Genomic DNA, 12574 nt, shown 5'->3' on the forward strand with positions numbered 1-12574 from the left:
GCTCGCCTCTCGGTCACTGCTGCCGCTGCCCGACGGTGAAGTCGTGACCCCACAGGCTCACCGCGGTGGATTCCCGTGCGATCCAGTCCTCGTCGTCCACTTCCAAACCCTCGCAGCCGAATTCGACGTCGAACCCGCCCGGCGTCTTCATGTAGAAGGAGAGCATCTTGTCGTTGACGTGCCGTCCCAGCGTCGCGGACATCTTGACCTTCTTGCGCAGCGCCCGGTCCAGGCACAGCCCGACGTCGTCGGCGTCCTCCACCTCGATCATCAGATGCACGATGCCGCTCGGCGTCGGCATGGGCAGGAACGCCAGCGAGTGGTGGCGCGGGTTGCAGCCGAAGAAGCGCAGCCAAGCGGGCTCGCCGTCGGCCGGGCGCCCGACCAGCTGCGGCGGCAGCCGCATCGAGTCGCGCAGCCGGAAGCCGAGGACGTCGCGGTAGAACTCCAGCGCCGCCTTGTCGTCCTTGGTGCTGAGCACCACGTGCCCGAGCCCTTGCTCCCCGGTGACGAACTTGTGCCCGTAGGGGCTGACCACCCGGCGATGCTCCAGCGCGACACCGTGGAACGCCTCGAGCGTGTTGCCGGAGGGGTCGTCGAAGCGGATCAGCTCGTAGACCCGTCGATCGGCGAGTTCCGCGGCGGTGCCTTCCTTGTAGGGCACGCCCGCTGCGTCCAGCCGGTCGCGGATGTCTTGCAGCTCAGCGGCATTGGCGGTTTCCCAGCCCGAGATCTGCAGCTGGTCCTTCTCGCCGGGGACGATGACCAGCCGGGCCGGGAACTCGTCCATGCGCAAATACAGCGCCTCGGGATCGGCGCCCTTGCCCTCGACCATGCCGAGGACCTTCAGCCCGTACTCCCGCCAGGCGGCCATGTCGGTCGCCTCGATACGCAGATATCCCAGTGAGCGGATTCCCATCACTTCTCCTTGACGCCTGCGAGGAAATCAATGGCCAGCCGGTTGAACTCGTGGAACTTCTCCAGCTGCGCCCAGTGCCCGCACCCGCCGAAGACGTGCAACTGCGCGCGCGGGATCAGCTTGGTCGCCACCAGCGCGCCGTCGAGCGGGTTGACCCGGTCCTCGCGACCCCAGATCAGCAGCACCGGCTGACGCAGCTTATAAGCGTCGCGCCAGAGCATCCCCTTCTCGAAGTCCGCACTCGCGAACGACTTACCCATGGCACGGGTCGCGGCCAGCGCCTCCGGCGTGCTCGCCGACGCGAACCGCTCGTCGATGAGCTCGTCGGTGATCAGCGACTGGTCGAAGACCATGATGCGCAGGAACGCCTCCAGGTTCTCCCTGGTCGGCTCGTAGTTGAACTTGGCGAGCAGCTTGACGCCCTCGGTCGGGTCCGGCGCGAACAGGTTGGTGCTCAGGCCGCCCGGCCCCATCAGGATCAGTTTTCCGGCCCGGTCCGGGTAGTCCAGCGCGAACCGCACCGCCGCGCCGCCACCGAGCGAATTGCCCAGCAGGTGCACCCGTGAGGTGATCTGCACATGGTCGAGCAGATCCTTCAGCGCGGACGCGCTGTGTACGAAATACTGCGGATGCTCGGTCGGCTTGTCCGAGCGGCCGTATCCCGGCTGGTCCACGGCCAGCACATGGAAATGTTCCGCGAGCACCGGGATGTTGCGGGCGAAGTTCGACCAGGAGGACGCGCCCGGCCCGCCGCCGTGCAGCAGGACGATCGTCGGCCCATTGCCGGCACCCGCTTCGTGATAGTGCAGCCGCAGGCCGGGTCGCACTTGCGCGTAGCGGGAGGTCGATTCGGCGGTGAGTTCCACGGTTGAGGTCACGGTCGCCTCCTACACCATGCCGTCGGTGACCGGGAGGCCGAACTCGTGCGTGCCGTACATCAGGTACGCGCGCTCGGGATCGTTGGCCGCGTGTACCCGCCCGGCGTGCGCGTCGCGCCAGAAGCGTTGCAGCGGAGTGCCATTCGCGAGCGCGGTGGCACCGGAGCTCTCGAACAGCTTGTCGATGGCCGCGATCGAGCGGCCGGTGGCCCGCACCTGGTCGCGCCGGGCCCGCACGCGCAGGTCGAACGGGATGTCCTGGCCCGCTACCAGCAGCGCGTATTCGTCGGCGACGTTGCCCGACAGCTGCCGCCATGCCGCGTCGATGTCGCTGGCGGCCTCCGCGATGCGCACCTTGGCGAACGGGTCGTCCTTGGCTTTCTCGCCCGCGTAGGCCGCGCGTACGCGCTTGCCCTGGTGCTCGACATGCGCCTCGTAGGCGCCGTAGGCCATGCCGACGATCGGGGTGGAGATGGTGGTGGGATGGATGGTGCCCCAGGGCATCTTGTAGACCGGATCGGTGTTCTGTTCCAGTCCAGGGGATTTCAGCTCGCTCATGGCCCGGAAGCTCAGGAACCGATGCGACGGCACGAAAACGTCCTTGACCACGACGGTGTTGGAACCGGTGCCGCGCAGGCCCACGACGTTCCAGACGTCGTCGATGCGGTAGTCGTCGCGCGGAATGAGGAAGCTGCCGAAATCGACCGGCTTGCCGTCCTTGATCACCGGGCCGCCGAGCACCGCCCAGGTCGCGTGATCGCACCCGGACGACCAGGCCCACGCGCCGTTGACGATATAGCCGCCGTCGACGACCGTGCCCGCACCCATCGGCGCGTAGGAGGAGGAGATCCGCACCTCGGTGTCCTCGCCCCAGACGTCCTCTTGCGCCTGCTGCGCGAAGAGTGCGAGATGCCAATTGTGCACGCCAACAATGCCCGCCACCCAGCCGGTGGAGCCGCACGCGCTGGCGATCTTGCGCACCGTGTCGTAGAAGACCACCGGATCGGCGGCGTGACCGCCCCACTGCTTGGGCTGAAGCAACCGGAAGAAGCCGGTCTCCTGCAACGCCTTCATGGATTCGTCGGGGATGCGCCGCAGGTCCTCGGCCTCCTGCGCGCGGTCGCGCAGCGTCGGCAACAGCGCTTCGACCCGTTCGGTCACTTCTTGCGTCATCTCGGGACCTGCTCCTGCCTGGTCGATTGACAACCGATAGTCATGTGCTTCTGAGATTAGAACAGGTTCCTATTTCTGTCGAGAACCGGTGTTCATCCCCGGTCGGACCTGCGCTCATGCAGGAAGTGGGGTGAATCGCTGGCGTCCAAGGCGCCAGTTTTGTAACGTGTTCTAGTACAGATGGAGGAGGAATCGCGATGGCAGTTACCCCACCGCCGCCGAGCGACGGGCCCGGAGGCGGCAGCGTGCGTAACCACGGAGGGACCCGCGAGGCGGCCCATCCGACGCCGCGCAGCGGTGCGAAGGTCCGGGAACTCGATGTCGGCACCGTGCCCACCCGGTATGCGCGGGGATGGCATTGCCTGGGTTTGGCCAAGACATTCCGGGATGGCAAGCCGCATGCGGTCAACGTGTTCGGCACGAAGCTCGTCGTCTGGGCCGACAGCAGCGGTGAACTGCGGGTACTCGACGCCTACTGCAGGCATATGGGCGGCGACCTGAGCATGGGTGAGGTCAAGGGCGACGACATCGCCTGCCCGTTCCACGACTGGCGCTGGTCGGGTACCAGCGGCAAGTGCACCGCGATTCCGTACGCGCGCCGGGTTCCGCCATTGGCGCGCACCAGGAAGTGGACCACGCTGGAGCGCAATGGTCAGCTGTTTCTCTGGCACGACGTCGAAGGCAGCCAGCCGCCGCCCGAGGTCACCATTCCGTACATCAAGGGCCCCTACACCGACGCCGACGGCAACCCCACCGAGGAACTCGACGGCGGGTGGACCGACTGGACCTGGAACTCGATGCTGATCGAGGGCGCCAACTGCCGCGAGATCATCGACAACGTGGTCGACATGGCCCACTTCTTCTACATCCACTTCGCCTTCCCCACGTACTTCAAGAACGTCTTCGAAGGCCACATCGCCACCCAGTTCCTGGAGACCAAGGGCAGGCCGGACATCGGCATGGCCTCCAAGTACGGCGGTGACACGCTGCTGAAGTCGGAGGCCTCGTACTACGGCCCCTCGTACATGATCAACCCGCTGATCAACATCTACAGCGGTTACGAGGTCAAAAGCGTGCTGATCAACTGCCACTACCCGGTTACTCAGGACTCCTTCGTCCTGCAATGGGGTATCACGCTGGAGAAGCCACAGGGCGTCGACGGCGAGATGGCCGACCGGCTGGCGGAGAAGATGACCGAGGGCATCAGCGTCGGCTTCCTGCAGGACGTCGAGATCTGGAAGCACAAGTCCAAGGTGGAAAACCCGCTGCTGTGCGAGGAGGACGGGCCGGTCTACCAGCTGCGTCGCTGGTACGACCAGTTCTACGTCGACCTGGCCGACGTCACCGAGAAGATGACCCAGCGCTTCGAGTTCGAGGTGGACACCACCAAGGCCAACGAGGCGTGGGAGGCCGAGGTCGCCGAGAACCTGCGGCGCAAGCGCGAGGCCGAGGAAGCCGAGGCGGGCGTCTGATGGCGGCCACCTGGGCGAAGGCACCCGATTTCGCCGACCAGCCCGCTCGGCGAGCCGAAGTGCGCGCCCAGACCGTGGCCGATAAACAGCGGTATCTGGAGGACGGCCTGACGCCGCTGCGGTGTCAGGCATGCCGCAGTCAGGTGCTGGTGCGCAAGAGCAGCTCGCACCAGACGTCGGTGCAGTGGACCGGCGATCCGGCCGAGCACTGCCCGGTCTTCGCCGAGCTGAGCGCGAGCGGCTACCGGCCGGGCCGCCCGGAATCGTGCCCTCACCTGGAGCGCACCATTGCCTGGGCGGTGGACGAGGGTCTGCTCGAAATCCCTGAATAGGCGTGGTATTCGGGTGATCGGTGCACGCGCCGATCGTCGTGACGGCGGCCGAGCTGTCGCGAGCGAGCCGCGATCGGGCTACCTTGACCGGAACGACAAAGACCTTCGCACCGGATCGGATCTCCTCCGTCCGGCGCCGTAGGAGGGAGTTTTCCGCGATGCTCGTGCACCATCTGGACTGCGCGACGATGTGTCCGTTCGGCGGACGCGCGCTGCTAGGCAGCGGTGGGCTGCTGACCGGCGGGCTGGTCGGCCACTGCCTGCTCGTCGAGGCCGACGACGGGCTGGTGCTGGTGGACACTGGATTCGGTATGGGCGATGTGCTCGACCGGAGCAGGCTCGGCTTCGGCACCGCGCAGCTGCTGCGGCCGCGGTTGCGTCCGGAACTGACCGCGCTGCACCAGATTCGCGCGCTCGGCTATCGGCGGGAGGACGTCCGCCACATCGTGCTCACCCATCTCGACCTCGATCACGCGGGCGGCCTCTCCGATTTCCCCGACGCCACCGTGCACGTCTTCGCCGACGAACTCGACGCAGCGACCCAACGGCCGGCGATCGGCGAGCGCTGGCGCTATCAGCCGCGCCAATGGGAGCACGGGCCACGCTGGCTCGCCCACGAAACCGGTGCAGACTCCTGGTTCGGCTTCACCGCGGTGCCCGTGCTCGAAGACATCCTGCTGATTCCCCTGATCGGGCACACCCGCGGGCACAGCGGCGTGGCGGTCCGGCAGAGCGACGGTTGGCTGCTGCATTGCGGCGACGCGTATTTCCACCACCGGCAGCTCGAATCGGCGAAGGCGCGTCCTCCGGTCGGGCTCGGGTTCTTCGAGGTGCTCGCGGGCACGCTGGGCCGCGCACGGGTGGAGAACCTGGAACGGCTGCGCACGCTGCGCGCCGAACACGGCGACCGGATCCGGATGTTCTGCGCGCACGATCCGCGGGAGCTCGCCGCGTTCGCCCCGGAGCCGGTGGCCTGATTCCGGTCAGTCCAGCCGGAAATCCGCGAAGTCGAATCCCGGTGCGACTATGCAGCTGACCAGGACGTAGTCCGTTCCCGCCGGCCGGGCCGCCTGGCTCACCCCGCCCGGCACCACGGCCTGGAGCACCTGGCCGTGCTCCAGGTCTGGACCGAGAATCACTTCTTCGCCGCCGATATTCAGTGCGAGCGGCCCACCGCGATGCCAGAGCCACAGCTCGTCGGAGCGCACGGTGTGCGGGGCGGACTGCTCGCCCGGGAGCAACAGGAAATAGATCGCCGTCGCGCTCGCGCGCCGGCCGCCGTAGCCCTCGGGCGTGAATTCGACCGGGCTACGCCAGGTTTGGCGGTACCAGCCCCCTTCGGGGTGCGGCGCGAGATCGAGTGCGACGGCGAGCGGCGGTCGGTTGTCGGTCATCGTTCGACTATGCCTGATTCGGTGCCGGTTCTCCGGTTTCCTCGATGCGCCAGGTGATCCCGAAAGGCGCCAGTCCGTCGAGGAAATCGGCCGCGTCCAAGGCTTCGGCGGGGGCCAGAGCGCCCGGCGCGGCGGCGCCTTCGGCCAGCCGGACAGCGGTTTCCACCGCCATCAGCGCCGAATCGCGATAGGAATCTACACCGCTGACCACCCCGCGTACCACGCGCCCGTCCGTCCCGGACGCGTCGACCACGAGGTCGTAGCGCAGATCCGAACCGGGCTCGTCGGGCAGCGTGTCGATGATCTCTGCGGTGAACCCGCTGAGCGTGTCGAGGATCGACGTGGCGAGGACGCCTTCGACGTAGGAGACGTCCGAGTGCCGCGGGATGGTCAGGACCGGTGGCTGCGGGAATTTCGCGACGGAAGTCGGCTCCGTGTCGCCGGGGAAGGTCAGCTTGTCGTGGCGTGCCGCCGTGCCGGTGCGCAATTCGCCGTCGGCGTAGTGCCAGCCGCCGCCGCGAAACCAGTCCAGGCTGGCGAAAACCGTCTTGGCGCTGCCCTTGGAACCGTTGCCGCCGCTCTTGCTGAGGTGGCTCAGCACCATGTCGGCCGGTCCGGCGACGCGGCGGCTGGTGAGGTAGCCGAGCAGGTCGCCGGGCACATTGCTGTCGGTGATGCCGGAAACCACGGTGACGCCCGCCGCCGCGGCCTTCGGCCCGAACTCGTCGAAGACCCGCTTCAGGAACAGCTGCTCACCGGACATGTCGGTGTAGTGCACGCCCGCATCGACGGCCGCCGCGAGTACGGCGGCGCCGTGGTTCACGTAGGCGGGCAGGCTGCTGATCACCGCGTCGGCGCCGGTGAACGCCGCGACGAGGGCCGCGTGATCGGTCAGGTCCGCGACCCGCACGTCGGCGTCGGACAGGCCTGCGGCGTCGGCGGCGGCGCGGATTCGATCTTCGTCGCGGCCCACCAGGATCGGGGTGAGTCCGCGGCGGCGCAGTTCGGTGAGCAGGTAGCCGCCGGTGTGGCCGGTGGCGCCATAGACGGCGATCGCCGGGGCGGATAAGGGTGCTTCTGTCGATGTCATGGATGGAAACTTATTGCGGAAGTGTGAGTCGATCCATGGCTATATTGCGCGATGCAATGTCTGAAACGCTCATACTCGAAGTGTATGGTGATTTGCGTGGACATCCTGAGCGAGACGATCGCGGCCATCCGCACCGGCAGCCCGACATCCGGTCTGTTCATCCGGCACGCGCCGTGGGGCCGCCGGTATCCCGTGGTGCCCGGCGCGGGGTTCCACGTGGTCCTACAGGGCTCGTGCTGGGTGGTGCCGCCGAACGGCGAACCGATGGCGCTCGGCGTGGGAGACGTGCTGTTCATGCCGCGCGGCGCCGATCACGACCTGGTCGACAGTCTGGACAGTCGGGTCACCGAGACCGCGCTGCCGGGCGAGCCGAGGGAGATCGTAGGGCCGGGCGTGCGGACCGCGCTGCTGTGCGGCGCATACGAACTCGGACGAGGCCGCAGCCATCCGATTCTCGACGAGCTGCCCGAATTCATTCATCTCCCCGCGCGTCCCGGGCGTCATCCCGCGCTGCGCGGCGCCATCGATCTGCTGGCCGCCGAGATCGCCGAGCCGCGACCGGGTAGCGACGCCGCCGTGCCCGCACTGTTGGAGACGCTGCTGCTGTTCATCCTTCGCGCGTGGTTCGACGAGCAGGCCGGCGCGCAAACCTCCGGTTGGGCAGGCGCTTTCACCGATGCCGCGGTCGCCGCGGCGCTGCGTGCTGTGCACGACGACCCCGCTCGAACCTGGACCGTCCCCGATCTCAGCGAGGTCGCCGGTGTCTCCCGCGCCACGCTCGCCCGCCGCTTCACCGCGACGGTCGGCGAACCGCCGCTGTCCTACGTGACCCGCTGGCGCATGCTGACCGCCGCCCGCCTGCTCCGCGACACGGACCGCGGTCTCGGCGCCGTTGCCCGGCAAGTCGGATACACCTCGGAGTTCGCCTTCGCGAAGGCGTTCAAACGCGAATACGGCCTGGCCCCAGGTCGATACCGTCGCGCGGCCGACAGCCCGCCACTGGTCGCGGTCTGATCCGGGGACGCTGGCGGGGAGCGCGCTCGGTCCCGGTCGCTGGGCTACCGCTGAACGGCGCTGGTCAGCTGAACGGCGAGCGGGGGCGTTCCTGCAGTTCGCCGTCCAGGTAGATGTCGACCTTCTCGTTGTAGAAGCAGACCAGCCCGGCGACCTTCTGGCTCTCCGGCAGCGGGGTGCGGTAACCCCACACGTAGTCGAAGTACTCTTTCCCGTCGACGCGGACGGTCCAATAATCGGCGGTGCCCTTGTAGGGGCAGGCGGTGTGGGTGGTCGACGGGTGCAGCAAATCCATGCGAACGTCCGTCATGGGCAGGTAATACCGTGCGGGCAAACCGGTTTCGAAGAGAATGCGCGGTGCGTGCGAGTCGGCGACTGTCACGCCGTCGATCTCCACCCGCACGTGCCGCGAGCTGGCCAGGATGTCGACGCGCGAGTACGGATCGCGCGGATGGACGTAGATCGGCTCGTCTTCCTCGAACCACTCGTCCATCGCGTCCCACTCCAGCCGGACCAAGTCGCGCAATTCGGTGATCGGCGAATCGTGATAGCGCAGCGCCGCCGCTCCGGCTGTCGTGCCGTCGACCGCCACGTCGTACACGGTCGCGTCGCCGCGGCTGGGGGAATGCTGGGTGGTTCCGTGTGGCTCCAGCTTCGCGCGCAGATCCGCGACCGGCAAATAGTAGGTCGGGTAGTGCGGGCTCTCCCACACGAGCACGGGCTCGACCGTGTCGGCTACCAGGTGCCCGCCCAAATAGGCTCGCAGTCGCTTCTGGCCGGTCTCGACGCGGACGCGGCCCCGCTTCGCTTCGGTCATATCTCCTGACCGTACTCTTCGCATGGGATCGCGCCAGGGATGTGAAACGACGAAGGCAGCCACCCTGATGGCTGCCTCCGGTGCGCTTCGAGTCAGTCGCCGACGGTGATGGCCTGGGCCTGCTCGACGCTGTGGGGTGCGGGGTCGTGGTCGTCGATATGGGCCAGGGCCGCGCGACCGGCCAGCAGTACGACGACCGAGGCCGCCGTGCATGCCGCGCCGACCCAGAACGGCAGCGCGATGCTGTGCTCGCCGAGCTTCCCCGCGAGGTAGGGCGCGGCGGCGCCGCCCGCGAAGCGGATGAAGCTGTAGGCCGCCGAGGCGGTGGACCGCTCCACCGGCGCCGAGATCATCACGGCCTCGGTGATCAGCGTGTTGTTCACGCCGAGGAACAGGCCGGCCAGCACGGTGCCCGCGATCAGCACCGGCTTGTGCTCGGCGAATATGGCCATCACGGCGAGATCCGCGGCGAACAGGCCGAGCGACAGCCCCATCATCGGCAGCGACCCGAACCTGCGCTGGAGGACCGGAGCCAGAAACACCGACGCGATCGCCAGCAGCACGCCCCAGCCGCAGAAGATGAAGCCGATCGCATAGGTGCCCATGTCCAGCGGGAACGGGGTGTACGCGAGCAGGGTGAAGAAGCCGTAGTTGTACAGCAGGGCGGTGATGCTCACGATCAGCAGTCCGCGATACCGCAACGCCAGGAACGGCGCGGCGATCGAGGTGCGGTGCGCGGGCTCGGGGCCTTCCGGCAAGAGCACGACGATACTGACCAGCGCGATGGCCATCAGCACCGAGACACCGAAAAATGGTCCGCGCCAGCTGATTCCGCCGAGCACACCGCCGACCAGCGGTCCGGTCGCGATACCGATGCCGAGCGCCGCCTCGTACAGGATGATCGCGCGGGCGATGCCGCCGCTGGCCGTGCCGACGATGGTGGCCAGCGCGGTGGCGATGAACAGCGCGTTTCCCAGACCCCAACCGGCGCGGAAGCCGACGATCTGCGCGACCGTGTTCGACATCCCGGCCAGCGCGGCGAACACGATGATGACGGCCAGCCCAGCAAGCAGCGTCTTCTTGGCGCCGAAGCGGCTGGACACCACGCCGGTGACCAGCATGGCCACGCCCGTCACCAGCATGTAGCTGGTGAACAGCAGCGACACCTGCGACGGCGAGGCGTGCAGTTGCTCGCCGATCGGCTTCAGAATCGGATCGACCAGGCCGATCCCCATGAATGCGATCACGCTGGCGAACGCGACCGCCCACACGGCTTTCGGTTGCTTGCTGTTGCGCGCGGCGGACGCGCGGGTGGCGGTCACAGTGCTCATCGATGTTCCCTCGAGATCGGATCTTGCTGTCGCGCAGCGGCTTTCAGGGCATCCAGTAGTTCGTGCAATTCGGCGTCCAGGCGGGTCAGGCGTTCGGTGCCGAAGCCGGGAAGGCGTTCTCCCATCGCGGCGGCGAGGGCCCGGCGGAACCGGCCGAGACGCTCGCGTCCGGCCGGGGTGAGTTCGACCACGACGGCCCTGGAATCCTCCGGGTCCTTGCGCCGGGCCGCGAATCCTGCCGCGACCAACTTGCCGATCAGCGCCGTTGCCGCCGGCTGTGAGCATCGGTCGATCCTGGCGAACTCGCTGACCCGCACGCCGCCGTGTTCGTCGAGCACCGCGAGTGCCCGCACCATGGCCCGCGGCAGATCGTCGCCGCTGATCACCCCGGCCAGCCGGGTGAGCCTGCCCGCGGTGACGAGGAGATCGACGACGATGTCATCCGCTGCGTTCGCCGCGGCATGCTGCACAGAAAATATTATTACATAGGCTAACTATCTATTGAGCCGTGTGGTCGCCCACACCGCCTGCTGCGAGACGTTGCGGTCGCGGCAACCGTCAGGTCAGCCCGGTTTTATATTGGCGTTGCGATGGAAGACGTTGCCGGGGTCGTAGTCGGCCTTGATGCGGGCCAGTTTCGCGTACTTGGTGGACCCGTAGGATTCGCGAACCCGGTCGTAGTCCGCGTCGGCCATGAAGTTGACATACCCGGCGGGGTTGGAGGCCAAGGGGCGCAGGGCTTCCCATGTCGTCCGCACCCACGCGCGGTCGAGGGTCAGCGTCTCGGCGTCGGGTGTCATGGCGGTGATATTGCACCCGTAATGCGCGGTGCGCGCGCCGCCGAACGCCGTGTCGTCCTCACCCACGGTGCTGAAGGCGCCATTGAGCGGGAAGATCGGCATGAACGACAGCGGCGAGGTTTTCTGACCGGCGTTCTCGGTGAGGACCGCGATGACCTCGTTGGAGAAATCGTCGAGATCGAGTGCCTTCTCGTAGCCGTGCATGCCCCGTGGCGCCGCGGTGTCGAGCATCTGCTGGAGCCCGGCATAGGGGATCGGCGTGATGAACTCGAACAGCGGCGCAAGTGCATCCCGAATCGGCGCCACCGCCGCGGCGTGCTCCTCCGCACTGCCGAAACCGGCGACGATCAGGGCGTAGCCCGGCACAAAGTGGTAGTGCTCCGGCACGAAAGGCGCCGGTGGCGCGGACATCGCGGCGGCTATCAACGCTCCCGACCGGCGCGGCAGGGTGGGAATGAACTCACGGATCAGGCGTAATGCGTCGGTCCCTTCCGCAGCGGCCCAGAAGAACAGGCCGAGATGCACTTCGGGGCCGACTGGATGCAGGCGATACTCGAATTCGGTGACGACTCCGAAATTTCCGCCGCCACCGCGTAACGCCCAGAACAGCTCGGGATTCTCGGTCTCGGAGGCCCGCACGATCCGGCCGTCGGCGAGTACCACCTGTGCCGAGACGAGATTGTCGATCGCTAGCCCGGCCATGCGGGTCAGCCAGCCCATCCCGCCGCCGAGGGTGAGGCCGCCGACGCCGGTATCGCTGATCACCCCGCCGGTCACGGCCAGTCCGTAAGACTGGGTGGCGGCGTCCATGTCCGCCATCGTCGCTCCGCCGCCGACCAGGGCCTGTCCGGCCTCCGGGTCCACCGCGACGCCCTTCATCGCGCTCAGGTTGATCATCAGTCCGTCCTCGCCGACCGAGGTGCCGCTGTAGGAGTGACCGCCACCGCGGACGGAGATTTCCAGGGCGTTGTCTCTGCCGAAGGCCAGGGCCGCGGCCACGTCATCGGGCGACACGCACTGGGCGATGACCGCGGGATGTCTGTCGATATCCCCATTCCAGATGGTGCGAGCCCGGTCGTATCCGGCGTCATCGGGACCGAATACCGGCCCGTCCATCGCGGACCGCAAAGTCTCCGGGTCGAATTTCGCTGTTTGCGTCATGGCGTTTCTCCAGCCAGGTGGGCCTCGACGACTCATGGGGGATGAGACGGCAGGCGATGAGCGCCGCCGACTCGCTGCGGCACCGTCCCGACCCGCGGTGCCTTCGAAACCGCATACCCCGACTTATGCACATGTGGCGCGGGTCACATTGTAGTTCACTGGGTCCGCACCTGGCAGACCGTCGAGGCGGGCG

The 12574-nt window shown here is 67.5% G+C and carries 13 protein-coding genes; 4 read left to right on the forward strand and 9 right to left on the reverse strand.

Annotated elements, in window-relative coordinates; all coding sequences use genetic code 11:
* Nucleotides 1-13: 13 nt before the first annotated feature.
* From hsaC to hsaA, 3 genes are read right to left on the reverse strand one after another with little or no spacing between them, the layout of a single operon-like run.
* Nucleotides 14-919, reverse strand: a complete 906-nt coding sequence (hsaC, locus tag AB0M45_RS28445; protein WP_364335506.1) for an iron-dependent extradiol dioxygenase HsaC — start codon at nt 917-919, stop codon at nt 14-16.
* Nucleotides 919-1797 carry a 4,5:9,10-diseco-3-hydroxy-5,9,17-trioxoandrosta-1(10),2-diene-4-oate hydrolase gene (gene hsaD / locus AB0M45_RS28450; protein WP_364335508.1) on the reverse strand — a complete coding sequence of 293 codons (879 nt, stop codon included), beginning with the start codon at nt 1795-1797 and terminating at the stop codon, nt 919-921. Before hsaD ends, hsaC begins: the two co-directional genes overlap by 1 nt.
* Nucleotides 1798-1806: 9 nt before the next feature.
* Nucleotides 1807-2970 (reverse strand): 3-hydroxy-9,10-secoandrosta-1,3,5(10)-triene-9,17-dione monooxygenase oxygenase subunit, encoded by a 1164-nt coding sequence (gene hsaA, locus AB0M45_RS28455; protein ID WP_364335510.1) that lies wholly within the window; start codon nt 2968-2970, stop codon nt 1807-1809.
* A gap of 197 nt (nt 2971-3167) precedes the next feature.
* Here hsaA and AB0M45_RS28460 point away from each other — a divergent pair, with 197 nt between their 5' ends.
* The 3 genes from AB0M45_RS28460 to AB0M45_RS28470 all read left to right on the forward strand — a co-directional run bounded on the left by AB0M45_RS28460 (nt 3168) and on the right by AB0M45_RS28470 (nt 5751).
* Nucleotides 3168-4442: a Rieske 2Fe-2S domain-containing protein gene (locus tag AB0M45_RS28460; RefSeq protein WP_364335512.1), complete on the forward strand. Its 1275-nt coding sequence runs from the start codon at nt 3168-3170 to the stop codon at nt 4440-4442.
* A complete protein-coding gene (locus AB0M45_RS28465; protein WP_364335514.1) occupies nt 4442-4774 on the forward strand; it encodes a hypothetical protein in 333 nt (110 codons plus the stop codon). Before AB0M45_RS28460 ends, AB0M45_RS28465 begins: the two co-directional genes overlap by 1 nt.
* Nucleotides 4775-4932: 158 nt before the next feature.
* Complete coding sequence (locus AB0M45_RS28470) at nt 4933-5751, forward strand: MBL fold metallo-hydrolase (RefSeq protein ID WP_364335516.1); 819 nt, start codon at nt 4933-4935, stop codon at nt 5749-5751.
* 6 nt (nt 5752-5757) lie between these two features.
* Here AB0M45_RS28470 and AB0M45_RS28475 read toward each other — a convergent pair whose 3' ends face one another.
* Nucleotides 5758-6168, reverse strand: a complete 411-nt coding sequence (locus tag AB0M45_RS28475) for a cupin domain-containing protein (RefSeq protein WP_364335518.1) — start codon at nt 6166-6168, stop codon at nt 5758-5760.
* Nucleotides 6169-6175: 7 nt separating this feature from the next.
* Nucleotides 6176-7258, reverse strand: coding sequence for a saccharopine dehydrogenase NADP-binding domain-containing protein (locus tag AB0M45_RS28480; protein WP_364335520.1), 1083 nt, complete (start codon nt 7256-7258; stop codon nt 6176-6178).
* A 96-nt stretch (nt 7259-7354) separates the two neighbouring features.
* On the opposite strand from AB0M45_RS28480, the gene AB0M45_RS28485 reads away from it, so the two are divergent.
* On the forward strand, nt 7355-8272 hold the full coding sequence (locus AB0M45_RS28485; RefSeq protein WP_364335522.1) for an AraC family transcriptional regulator: 918 nt from the start codon (nt 7355-7357) through the stop codon (nt 8270-8272).
* A 64-nt stretch (nt 8273-8336) separates the two neighbouring features.
* Here the strand turns inward: AB0M45_RS28485 and AB0M45_RS28490 are convergent, their stop codons facing one another.
* From AB0M45_RS28490 to AB0M45_RS28505, 4 genes are all read right to left on the reverse strand, one after another.
* The gene (locus AB0M45_RS28490) at nt 8337-9089 is read right to left on the reverse strand and encodes a DUF427 domain-containing protein (RefSeq protein ID WP_364335524.1); all 753 of its coding nucleotides are present in this window, start codon (nt 9087-9089) and stop codon (nt 8337-8339) included.
* 92 nt (nt 9090-9181) lie between these two features.
* Nucleotides 9182-10420, reverse strand: coding sequence for an MFS transporter (locus tag AB0M45_RS28495; RefSeq protein WP_364335526.1), 1239 nt, complete (start codon nt 10418-10420; stop codon nt 9182-9184).
* Nucleotides 10417-10890: a MarR family transcriptional regulator gene (locus AB0M45_RS28500; protein WP_364335528.1), complete on the reverse strand. Its 474-nt coding sequence runs from the start codon at nt 10888-10890 to the stop codon at nt 10417-10419. The genes AB0M45_RS28495 and AB0M45_RS28500 overlap by 4 nt, the downstream gene beginning before the upstream one ends.
* A 93-nt stretch (nt 10891-10983) precedes the next feature.
* Nucleotides 10984-12381, reverse strand: a complete 1398-nt coding sequence (locus AB0M45_RS28505) for an FAD-binding oxidoreductase (RefSeq protein WP_364335530.1) — start codon at nt 12379-12381, stop codon at nt 10984-10986.
* Between the last annotated feature and the right edge of the window lie 193 nt (nt 12382-12574).

The sequence above is a fragment of the Nocardia sp. NPDC051787 genome (genome assembly GCF_040681325.1).
Lineage (GTDB): Bacteria > Actinomycetota > Actinomycetes > Mycobacteriales > Mycobacteriaceae > Nocardia.